This is a genomic window from Hymenobacter sp. R533113 (assembly GCF_056835965.1).
On sequence record NZ_JAKWBD010000014.1, the window covers coordinates 395,481 to 411,130 of the forward strand.

The following is a 15,650-nucleotide window of genomic DNA, read 5'->3' on the forward strand; positions in this document are numbered from 1 at the left end:
CTTATTCGCCACCCATGCACAGGATCTTGCAACCTTCTCATAACCAGCATGGCAGCGCAAATCAGGTCAGTATTTACGCCTTGAGCAGCGCCCCCAGTACGGCCTCTACCGCCAATCCTAAGCGGCGCAGATCGAGGCGGTCAAGAGTATCGGTGGTTTGGTGGTAGTGCTTGTTGCGGTAAAAAGCGGTGTCGGTGACCAGCACGGCGGAGTAGCCAAACTGCCAGTAGTTGAGATGATCGGAAAAGTCGAGGCCAGGCAGCCAGGCGGGCGCTTTAAACCGCTTGACGGGCAGCCTAGCTTCCTGACGACAGCGCCGCGCAAACTCCCGCCCGAAGCTTCCATTACCGAACTTTTGAGCTACGGTAAGGTAGGTGCCGCGGGTTCCGTACACCAGGCTCAGCAGGCTTACCGGGTAATCCTGCGTGTTTTTACGGTCGTCATAGTAGCCAAGAGTTTCCAGCGCTACCATGCCGCGCACGGGTACGCCCTGGTCGTGCAGAGATTTGGCGTGTACATAGCTACCCATATTTTTGGTGCGGAAAAATGGTGGCTCTTCCAAGGTATAAGCCACCATATCAACGCGATACAAAAGCCGTTGCTGCTGACCCAGCAGGCGCGCCAACTCCAGTAGCGCGGCTACGCCGGAGCCATTATCGTCGGCGCCGGGCTGGTCGCCGCACACATCGTAATGAGCACCCACGATGAGGCGCGGCCCATCGGCGGGGCCGAAGGAGCCGATGACGTTGCGGTAAATTTGCCCCCCAACCTCGTAGGGCTGGTCGCTGAGGCTGGCCCCGGCGGCGGCTAGCTCCCGCTCGATGTAGCTGGCCGCCTGATTCAGAGAAGCAAGGTGCAGGTAATTGCGCGGCTGGGGCGTATTAACCAAAGCCAGCAAATGCCGCCGCAGGCGAGTGGTATCGGCTGTGGCCGGTGCAGCCGTAGCGCCAACCGGCAGATAGCTTAGCAGGGCTACTAGAAAGAATAAACGTAAATGCATAAACTGCGCAGGTATTAGCTAAACATTATAAATACGTGAAGTTATCAGTTAGCCGCGCTTCGCTACAGCGCACAGGGATAATGCTAGCAATTATGTTGTGCCTGCACCCGCAAACCAGCGAACCCCTGCTACTAGGAATTCAATGGTTTCTCTCGCTGTTTGCTTTAGTACTATACGTCCTTCTGTGGGGGTTTGGGTCCTCAGAAATAGCTGTAGTGCTGCGCAGATTCCTGGGTGCAGCCGTAGTAGCTACCTTTCTTAGTGTCCCCTTGATGATGGCCATATATAGATGGCAAAACGCACTAACCAAACGCCGGGCCGACACTGTTATTCAGCAGGTCTACGACTACCAAAAGCAACACGGACACTACCCCGAGTCGCTGGAGCAGCTGGTGCCGCGGCAGCTGACGAAGGTTCCGGCCACGGCGAGGGGATTGTGGCGGCCGGCTCCCTTTCAGTATAAAACCTTCTACTTTCAGCCTGATTCAACTAACGCGTTGCGGGGTCAGAACTTTTCACTCCAGTACTATGCGGGTACAATGGTAGGAGCTAGTTATGACAGTAAAAGTCGCGAATGGCACTATGATGATTAGCTCATTTAGTGCATGAGGCACCAGTAGGGCTAAGATCAGGCTTCCGCTTGCAGATACTCCGGCGGAACCATCATCGTCAGCCAAACGCCATTGGCCGACAGGTAAAATTGCCCCCCAGTCCGATGCAACTGGCCCGCTTGCACCGTCAGCACCACTGGCTTACCATGCCGACTCCCCACCGCCACGGCCGTGGCCGGATCGGCGGACAAATGCACATGCTGCCGGCTGCCGCTGCGCAGACCACTAGTGCGAATGGACGCCAGAAAGCGCGTAGCCGTGCCGTGATAAAGCAGCTCGGGCGGGGTCGTCGGGGCTAAGCCCAGCTCCACGGCTACCGAATGGCCTTGGTTGGCGCGTATCTTTGCGCCGTCGGTTGATAAGCTGAACCGTTTTTTGTCGTTTGTGGCCACTACCTCGTAGAGTTGCGCCTGGGTAACCCGATGCTGACGGGCCTGCAAAGCGCCGAGCAAGTCGGCTACGCTCACCCAGCCTCCGGCGTCCAGTGTTAGTCCAAACTCTTCGGGCTTGTGGCGGAGCACGTAACTCAGGGTTTTACTTAATGCCTGGTTCTGCATCGGGTAGAGAAGCATATGTTTACTGCCTCGAAGCTACAATTGCCATTTTAGTCGTCCTCAAGTATTCTTTCATGTCCGCGCTTCCCTCCTTTCGCACCATCGATCCTGCCACCATCAAACCCAGCGAGCTGCACCCGTTTCTGGTAGGTGCCGTGGCTCCGCGCCCCGTAGCCTTTGCCAGCACCGTGGATGCGGCAGGAAACGTGAATCTGAGCCCCTACAGCTTCTTCAACTGCTTCGGCTCCAACCCGCCGATTCTGGTGTTCTCGCCCGCCAACCGCGTGCGGGACAACTCGCAGAAACACACCCTGCAAAACGTGCGCGAAGTGCCCGAAGTCGTGATTCATATCTGCGACTACGCCATGGTGGAGCAGATGTCATTGGCCAGCACGGAGTATGAGAAGGGCGTGAATGAGTTTGTAAAAGCCGGTTTTACGCAGGTGCCGAGCCAGAAAGTGAAGCCGCCGCGCGTGGCCGAAGCGCCGGCCGCTTTCGAGTGCGTGGTGGAGCAGGTGATAGAGCTAGGGCAGAACAACGGCGCCGGCAACCTCGTCATTTGCCGGGTGGTGCTGGCTCATTTTCGGGAGGATATCGTGCTGCCCAGCGGCACCGGCATCGACCCGTATAAGCTCGACGCCATAGCCCGCCTCGGCGGCGACTGGTATTGCCGTGCCTCGGGCAGCAGCTTGTTTGAAGTGCCCAAGCCCAACCGCAACATGGGCATCGGCATTGATCAAATGCCAGAGCATATACGCAACTCCAATGTACTGACGGGCAATAATCTTGGCCGCCTGGGCAACATCGAAGCTACTGGGCTACCTACTGCGGCAGAAATAGAAGCCTTTCGCCATGACCCGCTGATAGCCTACACGCTCAGCAAGTACGAAAAAGCCCCCCAGGAGCAACGCAAGCAACTGGAGCTGCTGGGGAAGAAACTGCTGGAAGAAGGCCGGTTGGTGGAAGCGTGGAAAGCGTTGCTTATCGCTCAGCCAAAATAGAAACGGGCACCTACAACGGTCGGACCATCTCGGATAAGGGCAAAGGCATCAGCTCCCACTGCATAGCCTCCAAAAACGAGTAAAGCTGCCCGCTAGCCAGCATCGAAATTACTAGTGGTTTGTCTGGAAAAGCTGCTTCTACGGCGCGTAGCAACTCCCGGCCTCGCCCCTGCCGCCGATGCTCGGGCCGCACCAGCACTGTCAGCAGCAACGTGCGCTTCGCTTCCTGGCGCAGCATGACGTAAGCTTTCTGGTCGAGGTGAAATGCCTGGGTTGGCGAAGCAGCCGCCATCAACGACTCGGGGGCGTACATCCACGAAATGGTAGGTTCGCCTTCCAGCAGCACAAGCCGGGCTACTTCCGCTGGGTCCAACTCTTGTAGTTCTCGGCTATCCGCTGGGGGGCTTTTTGGGTCAGGTACATGCCTGAAGCTAAACAGCTCGCGCTCATTGCGAAAGCCCAGCCGTTCGTAGAGTAGGCGCGCCCGCTCACTGGCCGCAAATACTTCCAGGATCATCGATCGGTCGCCGCGGGCAGTGGCCTCGTCAATTGTCGCTTGCAGCATCTGCCGGCCATACTGTTTGCCACGCGCTTTTCGCACTAAGCCCATAGCGGCTACGCGGCTCGTCCAGCCTCGCCGGGCAATGAATACCACTCCAATTAGCTCGTCCCGCAGAAACCATAGTTTGCTGGCTTCGGCGTCGAGATGTTCACCCCGGAAACGCTGCTCAAAGCTGACTGGTGTAAATACCATCGGCACCATGTACTCCTCAAAAGAGCGGTTCATGGCCTCAGTTACCTGAGCGGAAGCAAATTCGAGCGCCGGTCGGGCAATGAGTTCTGCGTCAATAGATGCCATAAGACAGGCTTGTTAAGCGATGTTAAATCTGATTGCGAACCTCAGCTAGTGTACGCGAGCTGCAACCCATTTCAACCATTCTAATATCTGCCAGACAGTTAAGCTCACTTGGATAAACAAAAAAGCCATTTCTATGATGAAATGGCTTTTTTTAGCAAGCAATGTCAGCGTACTAGTTGCGCACTGCAATCATCAGCCCTAGCTCTTTGTAACGCATGTTGAATTTCTTGGCAATGGCGGCATTAGTCAGCGAGCCTTTATAGATGTATACGCCAGCGCGGAAATGCTCATTAGCAAACAGTACTTCATTCACGCCCCCATGCTGGCTGATTTCCTGGAGGATAGGCGTGAAAATGTTGCTTAAAGCACCCGTAGCAGTACGCGGCACGCGGGAGGCCACATTAGGCACGCAATAGTGCACCACGTCGTACTTGCGAAAAACCGGCTTGCTGTGGCTGGTCATTTCGGAGGTTTCGAAGCAGCCGCCCTGGTCGATGCTGACATCGATAATGACGGAGCCGGGCGCCATCGTGGCCACCACGCTTTCGGACACCATGAAGGGCATCCGGCCTTCTTCCACGTTTAGGGCGCCAATCACCACGTCGGCGCGGCGGATTTGCTGATTCAGCACGTAGGTATCCAACGTGCTGGTATAGAGCTGCGTACCCAGGTTTTGCTTGAGGCGGCGCAGCTTGTAGATATGGTTGTCGAATACCTTTACTTCCGCCCCCAGGCCGGTGGCGGCACGCGCGGCGTACTCAGCCACGGTACCGGCGCCCAGAATAACCACCTGGGACGGCGGCACGCCCGTAATGCCCCCCAGAATAATTCCTTTGCCCTCGTTGGAGCGGGCCAGGTACTCAGCCGCGATAAGCATAACCGTTGAGCCCGCGATTTCACTCATAGCGCGCACCACGGGCCGGGCGCCGGAAGGGTCTTTGATCAGCTCAAACGCAATAGCATTAATTTTTTTGCGGGTGAGCGAAGAGATATAATCGCCGGTGAGCGAGCCGAACTGCAGGGCCGAAATCAGGGTTTGGCCGGCCCGCATCAGGTTGATTTCGTCGGTGGTGGGCGGGGCTACTTTCAGGATAATGTCGGCCTCGTACACCTCCTTCTGCGAGTAGGCGATAGTGGCGCCGGCCTCCGAAAACTCGTGGTCGGAGTACTTGCTGGGCTCACCGGCCCCGCTTTCCAGCACGATTTGGTGGCCTTCGTTGATGAGGTGCTTCACGGCCTCGGGAGTCAGGCCCAGGCGATTTTCCTGTAAAGACGACTCACGCGGCAAGCCGATAAACAGCTTACGACGCCGCGTCTCCACCGCCAGCATCGATTCCTGCGTGAAATAAGCACGGCTCGTAGCCAGCGACTCGAATCCCGGGGGTACTGCTTCCTGCATTATGGCAAGTAAAAATGTTGACCTAAAGACGATGAATTAAAATGTGATGACAATGAAGAATTGACTGAAAAACAGGCCTGTTTCTACTTCAATTCTGCTTTTTAACTCATCGTTTTCAATTGAAGAACGCGTGCTTCTTCGCCGGTGACCGTGAGCGTGACGAGTAGATGGCGGGGGGGCAAAAGGTCGGCAACCCGGCTTGGCCATTCTACCAAGCAAAGATAGCCAGAATCGAAGTACTCAAGCGCACCCATTCCTAAAGCTTCGGCCGAATTGTTGAGGCGGTAGAAGTCGAAGTGATAGATAGGCTGGTTGTGGGCGTCGCGGTATTCGTTTACCAGGGCGAAGGTGGGACTGCTTACCTCCGCGGCGGGCACGCCCAGGCTTTCGCATAGTGCCTTAATCAGCGTGGTTTTGCCCGCCCCCATTTCGCCCTCAAACAAGATAATGGTGTGGTCGCTGAGGGCTGCTCGAAGCTGCGCGGCAGCGGCAGGCAAGTCGGCGAGGGAAGAAACAGCTATTTTGGTTTCGGGTAGTGCCATTGTACAGGGCGTAGGTATTCTACTTCAAAATCTGATAAATCTGGACGTGCTCGTCTTTGTGTACGCGGGGGTTAAGGGTATGCAGCACCTGGTCGTAGGGCGATGGATTGATGGTGTGCTCCAGCTTCAAGCGCGGAAACAACAAGCGCAGGCGGTCGAGGCGTCGGTCAATGTCTTTCTCGCCCACTAGCAGCAGGTACGTGGGCCGGCGCTGGGTGTAGTTCATCTCGCTGATCAGCCGACGTAGCGGCCTCTGGTCGTTGAGGGCATAGGTGATGACAAAGTCGGCCGGCAGGGGGCGCTGCTGCCGGTAGCGCCGCCACACGCCGCTGGAATCGGGAATAAAGGCGCTGGCTTCAGCCCCCATGCGCCCTAAGTAGAACATGGGGGGCATTTTGGTGCCGTGGGGGCCAAAATCGAGCACTATGCCGCGTAAATCGGTTTTCTGCGACAGATAAACCATGGGTTCGACACGGCTTTTTTTGGAATAGGTTAGCGCCAAAGCCAACGCCACAATCCCATTCAGCACCCAAAAAAATCGCCAGCTATTTGCTAATAAACGCTGATGACGGTGCCAGAAAGCAGCGTCGGCCACGTACCGCTCCCACCCGATCACACCCAGAATAATGAGCAACGGAAACAGCGGGAGAATAAACCGCTCCTGCTTATTGGGAAACAGGGAATGAGCGACAAAAAACACAACGCCACCCCAGAAAAGCAGCGGCGCCAAGCGCCGGGTACGGGCGTAGCCAAACACTAAGAAGGCGCTAATTGGCGGCACCAGAAAACCCAATATCGTGAGGGCAAAACGGTAGACCGGCCCTGTGCTGTACTGGTAGGCTCCTTTGGAATTAAATAGAAAATACGACACCAAGGACTGCATGGGATAATCGTACAGCACGGCGTCGATGGTGCCTTGCACCAGCACGGCTACACCGATAAAGCCCAGAGTCAGCCAACCCAGCGCTTTCCACTGTTGCCGAGCCAGCAGCACCAGGCCGGCCCCCATTAGGAACAAAGCCGTGTGGTAGCGAAACAGAAAAGCGACCCCAAACAAGGCTCCAGCCAACACAAAGTGACGCCATTGTAGTCGGTCGCGGTAGCGCACCAGCACATAAAAGCCCCCCAGATAAGGCGGAATGCACACCATCTCGACCAGGTTGCGCACGCTCATAAACGGCATAAACCACAGCATAGCCAGCATGAGACCCGCCCGGCGCGCATAGGTTTCGCCGGCCAGCTCCTTCGTGATTTTGTAGCCCAGATACACCGTGAGCAAGGAATACAGGCCGTGCAGCAGGCGCACGAGCGTCATTTTTGCGTCGGGATTGGTGAAGCCGACCGCGTCGAGGAGCCAAAACAGACCGTAATGCAGCCCCGTGTAGGTCATGCTGTGGCGCGGCGGTATGGGCTGGTGCAGCCAGGTAGTGAGACCGTACACCCAATCTTGGGCGATGCTGATTACGTCGAAGTGGTCATCGTGAAATGCGTAGCCTTTGGAGAAAAAAGCCGCCAGCACCCGCAAGATCAAGGCTAGCAGCAGAATGGTGCGCAACGATGGCAGGTAGCCACGGCGGGCTGGTGCTTGCTCGGCGGATAACGGCAAAACAGGTAGCAGTTCAGGCATTAAGCGGACAAGTAAAGGCCAAAGGTCTGACTCGGACCAGCATTATTAAACGGGCGCAAGTTCAACATTTCCGCGGGGCCAACGGTTGACTCTCGTTGGTTTTTACGGCCCAGCTTATTGATTTGCGAGTGAGTAGCTCCTCTTTCGGGCTACCAACTCCCTGCTATATTTAAGCAAAATTTGCCCCCCATGACTGTATCCAAGATGGCCGGTAGCCTTATGGGCTCTGAAATTATAAAAATCGGCAATGAGGTAAGCGAGATGATCAAGAAGGGGGCAGCCATCTGCAACCTTACCATCGGCGACTTCGACCCCGCTATTTTCCCGATTCCCGAAGAGCTGCGCGATGCCATAACCCAAGCCTATGCGGCCGGTCAAACAAACTATCCGCCCGCCAATGGCGTAGCCGATCTGCGCATGGCCGCCGCCGATTTCGTGCACCAGCGCCTGGGGCTGACGTATTCACCGGCCGATGTGCTGGTGGCCGGTGGTTCCCGGCCTCTCATCTACGCCACTTACCTGGCGCTGCTCGACCCCGGCGACAAAGTGGTATTTCCGGTGCCATCGTGGAATAATAATCACTACTGCCACTTGGCCGGCGCGGAAGCGGTGATGGTGGAAACCAGCCCGGCCCATGACTTTATGCCTACGGCCGCCGAAATTGCCCCCCACCTGCCCGGTGCTACGCTGCTGGCGCTCTGCTCGCCGCTAAACCCAACCGGAACCGTTTTTGCCCGCGCCGATCTGGAGGCTATTTGCGACCTGGTAATAGCTGAAAACCAGCGCCGCGGCCCCGACGAAAAGCCCCTGTATATTCTGTACGACCAGATCTATTGGATGCTCACCTTCGGCAGCGCTCAGCACTTCGACCCCGTGAATCTGCGGCCGGAGCTGCGCGACTATGTGATTTATATTGATGGTATTTCCAAGTGTCTTGCTGCCACCGGCGTGCGAGTGGGCTATGCTTTTGGGCCAACTGGGGTTATTGACAAGATGAAGTCGATTCTGGGCCATGTGGGCGCCTGGGCTCCTAAAGCTGAGCAGGTTGCCACCGCACATTATTTGCCCAACACCACAGCCGTCGACACCTACACGGCCGCATTCAAGCACAGCATTCAGCGTAGCCTCGACACTCTCTATAAGGGACTGCAAGAACTGAAAGAAGCCGGCTACCCGGTCGATGCCATTGCGCCGGCAGGAGCTATTTACCTCACTGCACGGCTCGATGTGCTCGGCAAAACCACGCCGGCAGGGCAGTTGCTGGCCACCACCCGCGACCTTACCTCTTACCTGATTGCGGAGGCTGGCTTAGCCTTGGTGCCCTTCAGCGCCTTTGGCACCGCCGATACTTCGCCGTGGTTCCGACTCTCAGTAGGGGGCGCTTCGCTGGAGTCGATTGAGGCTGCCTTGCCACGGCTGCGGGCGGCACTTACTGGATTAAAATAGCCGCCACAGGAGCGGTTTAGGAGCGTTATTCTCGGTTTTCAGTGCTCAAAATATTCCTCTGATTCCTTAATCATCCTGTAAATCCTTAGATTGACAAAATTTTTGGCTGCTTGTTGTACTTGCGAAAGCGCAGCAGGCAGTCGATTATTGTTCTGCTTACCCGACTCCCCCCTCTGTGTTACCTGCCTTTCAGGTTCGTTAACAAAGACTGGTCATCCCCTCTACCGCGGCGCCGCAACTGCGCCGGCTTATACTGTTCTTTCGTACTACGCTTCTGCTCACATCTATATCAACCTACAATTTAACTCTGCTCCCCCTTATATAGTCTTTATGCAAAGTGCTTTACCTACTTCGGCCGCGGGCCGACTAGGTTATCTGCTGATAATGTTTCTGCTGACCTCGCAACCAGTGCAGGCGCAAACCGGGCCTGGCCTGAGTAGCGTTACGGGCCGGGTGCAAACGGCGGTCGGAGGTGCCCCCATACAATTTGCCAACGTAACGCTACACCGAGCCGCCGATTCATTGGCGGTAAAAACTGAGTTTAGTGATGCTCAGGGAGCTTTCCGGCTGGAGCAATCAGCCGGGGGGGCTTTTTGGTTTCCGTTATTCAGCTTGGTTTCACCCGTTATTGGAGTCCAGTCTTTGAATTAACTGCTGGGGGGCAAAATTTGGCCGACATTGTCCTGCAAGCGAGTGAAGCTACTCAGCTCAAGGAAGTGACAGTAGTAAAGCAAAAGCCTCTGTATGAGCGCTTAGCCGACCGCACCATAGTGAATGTGGAGGGCTCAGCGCTGGCGCCTGGCAATACTTCGCTGGATGTGCTAGCACGCGCACCGGGCGTAACGGTAGGCAACAATGACAACCTAGCTTTACGCGGCCCGACAAGGCCTGCTGGTGCTGATTGATGGCAAGCGCCAGCCCATGACCGGCTCGGAGCTAGCCGACTATCTGCGTGCGTTGCCGGCCGAACAGCTGAAAAGCATTGAGCTGATTACCAATCCGTCCGCCAAGTACGATGCCCAGGGCGGCGCGGGCATTATTGCTATCAACCTCAAAAAAGACCAGCGCCAGGGTACCAACGGCACCGTGAATGCTGCTTACGGCCGTGGGCAATACGGCAAATTCACTACGGGCTTAACTCTGAACCATCGGCAAAAGAAGATCAATGCTTTCGGATCTTACGCGTATGCCGACCGGGAAAACTTTCAAAAACTCACGTTCGACCGCTTCTTTTACGTCGATAGGGTTCTGCAAAGCAGCAGCCTCCAACGAAACAACGGCCGCAGCCACCTTCAGTCGCACACCTGGAGGGGCGGCCTCGACTATACGCTCTCAAAGCGGACGGTTGTGGGCGTTGTTATTGGTGGCCTGGACAGCCGCTTTCTGGGTTTTGCTACCAACAGAACGTTATTATTTGATGCCGAGAATCAACCACTGCCGACCTATCGCTCTACCATTAATCGGCGACCCTATAACCCCAGCATTACGAGTAATCTTAATTTCAGGCATTCGTTTGCCGACTCCAGCGGAGCCCCCACGCTCTCGGTGGATATTGACTACGACCGCTTTAACCGCTACGCTGACCAGGAGTTAACCACGTTCTTCAGTGAGCCCGGCCGACCGGCTGTCATACTGGACGGCGACCAGGAGGGTAACCTGACCATTCAGTCAGTAAAGGCCGATTACACGCGCAATTTGCGCCGGGCTACGCGGCTGGAAGCTGGCCTCAAAGCAACCCATATTGACTCCGACAACGACTTGGTATTTGAGGATATTATAGATGGAGTACGGACGCTCAATCTGAATTTTAGCAACCGTTTTCGTTACAACGAAAATATCAATGCGGCCTATGTGACCCTAACGCGCACCCTACCTAAGCTTACTATATCGGCTGGACTACGCGGGGAGCAAACCAATGTGGAAGGCCAGCAGGCAATAGGCAACGAGGGCTTCGACCGCAACTATTTTCAGCTCTTCCCCAGTGCCAGCGTACAGCGCAAGCTTTCGGATAAGCACGAGCTAGGTCTCTCGCTCAGCCGCCGCATCAATCGGCCCACATACAACCAACTCAATCCCTTCCGGTCCTACATAGATGCTACCTCCTACCGCACCGGAAACCCTTACTTACGGCCCGAAACCAGTTACAATGTGGAGCTTACCCATACTTTCAAAGAAAAGTATAGCGCGGCGTTGAGCTATAGCATCACCGATTTGCCTATAGTCAGTGTAGTTCAGCCAGCAGCCGAAGGCGGGTTCTTCGTCGTGAATCGTGATATAAATCTCCGTTCGCTACAGTATTACGCGCTCACCTTAACGGCCCCGCTGGAACCAACTAAATGGTGGAGTGTATACAACAACGTAGTAGTTTACTACAACCATTTTGAAGGCAAAGTAGCGGAGACAATGCCCCCCAGCACTTGGGTAACGGTTAATGCCAGCAGCAATAGCACCTTCACCCTTAGTCATGGCTGGACAGCCGATCTGAGTGGCACATATCTAGCGCCGGAGCGCTACGGCTATGAGCGCCTGCGGGCCCGCGGGCAGGTAGCAATCGGCATCCAAAAGCAGTTATGGGCTAACAAAGCGTCGGTGAAGCTGAATGCAACCGACATTCTATACACAAGTCCTGTTCGCTCTACGTATGCATACGCCAACTTTGAAGATACTTTCTTTAACCGGCTGGATACACGGGTCGCTACGCTATCCTTTGCGTACCGTTTTGGCAACGATAAGCTAGCGCCTATACGCAAGCGCCAGAGTGGGGCTGAAGATGAAAAACGCAGAGCGCAATAGAGTTTAATTAAAATAGTTGCGGGATAAATACAACCCGCGCGGGAGCAGTATCGTTAAGGGTCAGGGTTTCCTTGATTCCATACGACACTGCTCTTTTTCCATACTATTGCCATCTACTGATAATTATAATTTTACTTATAACTCCTGGATGCTATCAGTTAGTGAGGCATCTATTAGGCTTGTTGTGCTCTTCCTAAAAGAGTTTATAATACAAGTAGTATAACAAGGCAACGATTAAGCTTAGTATTAATGCAATAGTTATAAATTTTTATCAGTAATTTGTATTATTATCTATATTTACTGTATGTTTGAAGGATAAAATTGAAGTATTTACTACATGCATCAAGAGAATAGTGTAGATTGGAGCGCCATTAAAGTGGTGATATTCGACGTTGACGGCACCCTTTACACGCAGTCGCGGCTACGAAAAAAGATGTTATTTGCCCTTCTTGCTTACTATATGGTAAGACCTTGGAAAGCGGATGAACTAATGATTCTTCAAAGGTTTAGGGCTGAGCGAGAGAAGCGAGCCGGCTACGCTGGCGGCAACTTGGAGAATGCACAATATGATTGGTGTACTGAGAAAGGAGGCTATTCTCCTTCCAAAGTCAGGAAAGTGATAGAGCAATGGATATTTACCTTTCCTAATCCTTATTTACAAAAATGCGTTTATCCTGGTACCCAAAGCTTCTTCAGCAAGCTTAAAAGCAAGGGTATTAAGATTGCTATATACTCTGATTATAAGGCACATGACAAGCTGCAGGCTATGGGTCTGGAAGCGGACTTTATCATCAGCTCTACAGATCCTGAAATAGACCGCCTTAAACCTGATCCCAAGGGGCTCCTCTACATCGCAGACAAGTTTCAGGTACTTCCCCAACAATGCCTGTTCATCGGCGATAGGCAAGAAATGGACGGTGAGTGCGCTTTAAGAGCCGGCATGCCTTATCTCATACTAGATAAAAAGCCATTCAATTCATTTGACTTCTATCATCAACTCGAACAGACCCTCACCTCTACTACTCACTCCTAAGCAACAGTAATTATGAACGACACATTATCCCTTCCAACTGACGGAGATATCAAGGAAAAGCAGACCTCTATTCCTGCAGGCCTCAAAGATTACATAGCCATAGCTCGTCCTGATAACTGGGCGAAAAATGTTTTCATGGTGCCGGGGATGCTTTTTGCTTTAATAGTTTTTGGGGGGGACTTTTCTACAGAGCTATTATTTAAAGTAATAATTGGAATAGCAAGCACATGTCTTATTGCTTCGGCTAATTATGTAATCAATGAATACCTCGATGCCGAATTTGATAAGTTTCATCCGTTAAAGAAAGAAAGAACGTCGGTAGTTAAAGTAGTCAACCCAGCAATAGTATACTCAGAATGGTTTCTGCTAGCCGTTGTGGGATTAAGCTTGGGATACCTTATTTCTATTCCATTTCTGGTAGTTTCCGCGTTCTTGCTCTTCATGGGCATTATGTACAACGTTCGCCCCATACGCACTAAAGAACGAGTTTATTTGGATGTGTTGTCAGAATCCGTAAACAACCCAATTCGTTTTGTGCTGGGCTGGTTTATTGTCGCTCCCGCACTTTCCTTGCAGGACCTTAACCCTTCGTCGTTTTTTAATGCCCTTCCCGCCACCAGTATTATTGTCGCATACTGGATGGGTGGCGCTTACCTGATGGCTACTAAGCGCTTTGCGGAGTATCGCCTTATTAACAACCCTGAGCTAGCTGGGCTTTATCGCAAGTCGTTCAAATACTACACTGAACACAGCTTACTTATCTCTATGTTTTTTTATGCCCTCACATCGGCATTCTTTTTGGGTATTTTTCTCGTAAAAAACAGAGTAGAATTACTTGTTAGCTTTCCCTTCTTTGCGCTTTTATTTTCCTGGTATTTACGTATCGGCCTTTTAAAAGACTCTCCCGTTCAGGGCTCCGAAAAGCTTTATACCCGCAAGTGGTTTATGCTGTATGTTGTATTGTTTTGTATTTTATTAACGGGATTGATGTTCTTAGATATTCCTTGGTTACACCAGCTTCTACGGGATCAGTATAATCTAAACAACCGGTAGAGTCCACTCTCTGGTTTATTAGCCCCACCTGATGTCACTTACTGGATTGGTAACACCTGCTTCTGTGTTGCGCTCGCCCGCGTCCGACAGCTCTACTACGTCCGCTCACTACCAGCGCTATGCCCTTTATGTAGTAGTGGCCCTCGGAATTGGCTTCCGCCTCTTTCATTTCTTTTATAATCGGTCGTTATTCATTGATGAGCTCTATCTGAACATCAGTTTGGTCAAGCTCAACTTCTGGGAATTAGCTACCCAGACCTTGGCCTATGAGCAAAAGGCCCCTATCGGCTATCTCTGGACCGTTAAACTTTGTGTTCTGCTTTTTGGCAAAGGCGAAAAGGCTCTCCGGCTTTTTTCTCTGGTCTGTGGTATTAGTGCACTATTTGCCTTTATTCGCGTCGCTCGCTTTTATCTGAAAGGGTGGGGCGTTGTACTCGCCGTTGGTGTGCTGTCCTTATCCTGGGCGACTATTTACCATTCTGTAGAGGCAAAGCAGTACAGTGCTGAGCTCCTAGCGACGGTTTTGAGTCTCTGGCTCTACACGAAGTATCATCGCGCTACCCGCCCGCAGGAGTTGGTGCTATGGGGACTCGCTGGGGGGCTTTTATTGTGGTTTTCCTTCTCGCTCATCTTTGTGCTGGCCGGCATTGGTTCAGTTCTTAGCCTCAAAGTAATTTTTGAGCGTAACTGGAAACGCTTCTTCACTTATCTTATTCCCTTCTCACTTTGGCTGTTCAGCTTTAGCCTGCTGTACATACTTTTTCTTAGCAAATACCATCAGTCTGGCTGGCTCATCGACTTCTTCGATAAAGCATACGATGCCTTTATGCCTCTGCGACTGACCTCTTTTGAACAGGTCCTTTGGTTTATAAAGAAGCCCTATAACGTACTTTACCACCCACTTGGTTTGTTATTGCACCTTGATGAGAATATAGCTGGCTCCAGCGTTAAATTCATTCTAAAAATGGGATGGTTTGGAGGCTTATTTATTGTCTTTGGAATGATTATGTTATTTAGATCACATAAATTAAATTTCTTTATCCTCTTCCTGCCTATACTTATTACCTTCCTGGCATCAGCGTTTAAATTATACCCTATTTTCGATAGATTTATTCTGTTTCTAGCTCCGCCGGTTATACTTTTTCTCGCTTTTGGGATGGAAAAAGTAATTGAGCTTTTCTCGTTAAAGCGCAATACAGCATTATTCTTAACTGTTTTATTAGTAAGCCCTGCCTTAGCAAATTCAACTCATCAACTTATTTATCCCAGTGCACTTATTAAACTCTCAAACTCTACTGAACGTGAAGGAATTTTTTATATCAATGAAAATTTCAAGGAAGGTGACGCCGTCTATGTATTCTGGAATATGCGTCATGCCTATGATTACTATAAAGAAGCCTATGGATTAAAATACACTGCCACTAGAGGAAGCTATGTGAAACGTATTTCTACTAGCCCGGAAGATTATCTTCAGAAGCTCTCACCTGATTTTGAAAACTTTAAAGGCAAGAAAAGGCTTTGGTATATATATAATATCAATAACGACTCAGATATAGGGGAGTATTTGGGCCAACCTGCTTGGTATAGCAAAGAAGGATACGTTGCTCCCATAGCTGTAGAACAAGAGCTAGGCAAGATCGGAAATAAGATTTCCCGCCATAAAATACATTATCAGCGCATCACTCTGTATGAGCTAAAAAAGTAGATTATAATACTGCAACTAAATTCCTTG

The 15,650-nt window shown here is 52.2% G+C and carries 15 protein-coding genes; 9 read left to right on the forward strand and 6 right to left on the reverse strand.

The features are described from left to right. Positions 1 to 73 precede the first annotated feature (73 nt). On the reverse strand, positions 74 to 1,000 hold the full coding sequence (locus MKZ35_RS20725; protein WP_482515129.1) for a M28 family peptidase: 927 nt from the start codon (positions 998 to 1,000) through the stop codon (positions 74 to 76). 275 nt (positions 1,001 to 1,275) lie between these two features. Here MKZ35_RS20725 and MKZ35_RS20730 point away from each other — a divergent pair, with 275 nt between their 5' ends. Next, entirely contained in the window at positions 1,276 to 1,593 is a 318-nt protein-coding gene (locus MKZ35_RS20730) for a hypothetical protein (protein WP_482515130.1), read from the forward strand. Between the two features lie 35 nt (positions 1,594 to 1,628). Here the strand turns inward: MKZ35_RS20730 and MKZ35_RS20735 are convergent, their stop codons facing one another. Beyond that, positions 1,629 to 2,183, reverse strand: coding sequence for an RNA 2'-phosphotransferase (locus MKZ35_RS20735; protein WP_482515131.1), 555 nt, complete (start codon positions 2,181 to 2,183; stop codon positions 1,629 to 1,631). A 56-nt stretch (positions 2,184 to 2,239) separates the two neighbouring features. On the opposite strand from MKZ35_RS20735, the gene MKZ35_RS20740 reads away from it, so the two are divergent. Continuing rightward, a complete protein-coding gene (locus tag MKZ35_RS20740) occupies positions 2,240 to 3,166 on the forward strand; it encodes a flavin reductase family protein (RefSeq protein ID WP_482515132.1) in 927 nt (308 codons plus the stop codon). A gap of 10 nt (positions 3,167 to 3,176) precedes the next feature. On the opposite strand, the gene MKZ35_RS20745 is transcribed toward MKZ35_RS20740, so the two are convergent. From MKZ35_RS20745 to MKZ35_RS20760, 4 genes are all read right to left on the reverse strand, one after another. Further along, positions 3,177 to 4,025, reverse strand: coding sequence for a GNAT family N-acetyltransferase (locus MKZ35_RS20745; protein WP_482515133.1), 849 nt, complete (start codon positions 4,023 to 4,025; stop codon positions 3,177 to 3,179). Positions 4,026 to 4,197: 172 nt separating this feature from the next. Further along, positions 4,198 to 5,424, reverse strand: coding sequence for an alanine dehydrogenase (locus MKZ35_RS20750; protein WP_482515134.1), 1,227 nt, complete (start codon positions 5,422 to 5,424; stop codon positions 4,198 to 4,200). A gap of 101 nt (positions 5,425 to 5,525) precedes the next feature. Further along, a complete protein-coding gene (gene tsaE, locus MKZ35_RS20755) occupies positions 5,526 to 5,966 on the reverse strand; it encodes a tRNA (adenosine(37)-N6)-threonylcarbamoyltransferase complex ATPase subunit type 1 TsaE (protein WP_482515135.1) in 441 nt (146 codons plus the stop codon). A gap of 19 nt (positions 5,967 to 5,985) precedes the next feature. After that, complete coding sequence (locus MKZ35_RS20760) at positions 5,986 to 7,593, reverse strand: ArnT family glycosyltransferase (protein WP_482515136.1); 1,608 nt, start codon at positions 7,591 to 7,593, stop codon at positions 5,986 to 5,988. A 189-nt stretch (positions 7,594 to 7,782) separates the two neighbouring features. On the opposite strand from MKZ35_RS20760, the gene MKZ35_RS20765 reads away from it, so the two are divergent. The 7 genes from MKZ35_RS20765 (at position 7,783) to MKZ35_RS20795 (ending at position 15,623) form a co-directional block, all read left to right on the forward strand. Further along, positions 7,783 to 9,039 carry a pyridoxal phosphate-dependent aminotransferase gene (locus MKZ35_RS20765; RefSeq protein WP_482515137.1) on the forward strand — a complete coding sequence of 419 codons (1,257 nt, stop codon included), beginning with the start codon at positions 7,783 to 7,785 and terminating at the stop codon, positions 9,037 to 9,039. A gap of 330 nt (positions 9,040 to 9,369) precedes the next feature. After that, complete coding sequence (locus MKZ35_RS20770) at positions 9,370 to 9,690, forward strand: peptidase associated/transthyretin-like domain-containing protein (protein ID WP_482515138.1); 321 nt, start codon at positions 9,370 to 9,372, stop codon at positions 9,688 to 9,690. A 17-nt stretch (positions 9,691 to 9,707) separates the two neighbouring features. Then, positions 9,708 to 9,944, forward strand: a complete 237-nt coding sequence (locus MKZ35_RS20775; protein WP_482515139.1) for a hypothetical protein — start codon at positions 9,708 to 9,710, stop codon at positions 9,942 to 9,944. Then, positions 9,934 to 11,832, forward strand: coding sequence for a TonB-dependent receptor domain-containing protein (locus MKZ35_RS20780; protein WP_482515140.1), 1,899 nt, complete (start codon positions 9,934 to 9,936; stop codon positions 11,830 to 11,832). The genes MKZ35_RS20775 and MKZ35_RS20780 overlap by 11 nt, the downstream gene beginning before the upstream one ends. A gap of 337 nt (positions 11,833 to 12,169) precedes the next feature. Next, positions 12,170 to 12,865, forward strand: a complete 696-nt coding sequence (locus MKZ35_RS20785; protein ID WP_482515141.1) for an HAD family hydrolase — start codon at positions 12,170 to 12,172, stop codon at positions 12,863 to 12,865. Positions 12,866 to 12,877: 12 nt separating this feature from the next. After that, positions 12,878 to 13,918 carry a UbiA prenyltransferase family protein gene (locus tag MKZ35_RS20790; protein WP_482515142.1) on the forward strand — a complete coding sequence of 347 codons (1,041 nt, stop codon included), beginning with the start codon at positions 12,878 to 12,880 and terminating at the stop codon, positions 13,916 to 13,918. A 31-nt stretch (positions 13,919 to 13,949) separates the two neighbouring features. Next, a complete protein-coding gene (locus MKZ35_RS20795) occupies positions 13,950 to 15,623 on the forward strand; it encodes a glycosyltransferase family 39 protein (protein ID WP_482515143.1) in 1,674 nt (557 codons plus the stop codon). The last annotated feature ends 27 nt before the right edge of the window (positions 15,624 to 15,650 follow it).

Coding starts and splice junctions, on each gene's coding strand:
- MKZ35_RS20725 (WP_482515129.1), bottom strand. CDS start 1,000: ATGCATTTACGTTTATTCTTTCTAGTAGCCCTGCTAAGCTATCTGCCG.
- MKZ35_RS20730 (WP_482515130.1), top strand. CDS start 1,276: ATGGCCATATATAGATGGCAAAACGCACTAACCAAACGCCGGGCCGAC.
- MKZ35_RS20735 (WP_482515131.1), bottom strand. CDS start 2,183: ATGCTTCTCTACCCGATGCAGAACCAGGCATTAAGTAAAACCCTGAGT.
- MKZ35_RS20740 (WP_482515132.1), top strand. CDS start 2,240: ATGTCCGCGCTTCCCTCCTTTCGCACCATCGATCCTGCCACCATCAAA.
- MKZ35_RS20745 (WP_482515133.1), bottom strand. CDS start 4,025: ATGGCATCTATTGACGCAGAACTCATTGCCCGACCGGCGCTCGAATTT.
- MKZ35_RS20750 (WP_482515134.1), bottom strand. CDS start 5,424: ATGCAGGAAGCAGTACCCCCGGGATTCGAGTCGCTGGCTACGAGCCGT.
- tsaE (WP_482515135.1), bottom strand. CDS start 5,966: ATGGCACTACCCGAAACCAAAATAGCTGTTTCTTCCCTCGCCGACTTG.
- MKZ35_RS20760 (WP_482515136.1), bottom strand. CDS start 7,593: ATGCCTGAACTGCTACCTGTTTTGCCGTTATCCGCCGAGCAAGCACCA.
- MKZ35_RS20765 (WP_482515137.1), top strand. CDS start 7,783: ATGACTGTATCCAAGATGGCCGGTAGCCTTATGGGCTCTGAAATTATA.
- MKZ35_RS20770 (WP_482515138.1), top strand. CDS start 9,370: ATGCAAAGTGCTTTACCTACTTCGGCCGCGGGCCGACTAGGTTATCTG.
- MKZ35_RS20785 (WP_482515141.1), top strand. CDS start 12,170: ATGCATCAAGAGAATAGTGTAGATTGGAGCGCCATTAAAGTGGTGATA.
- MKZ35_RS20790 (WP_482515142.1), top strand. CDS start 12,878: ATGAACGACACATTATCCCTTCCAACTGACGGAGATATCAAGGAAAAG.
- MKZ35_RS20795 (WP_482515143.1), top strand. CDS start 13,950: ATGTCACTTACTGGATTGGTAACACCTGCTTCTGTGTTGCGCTCGCCC.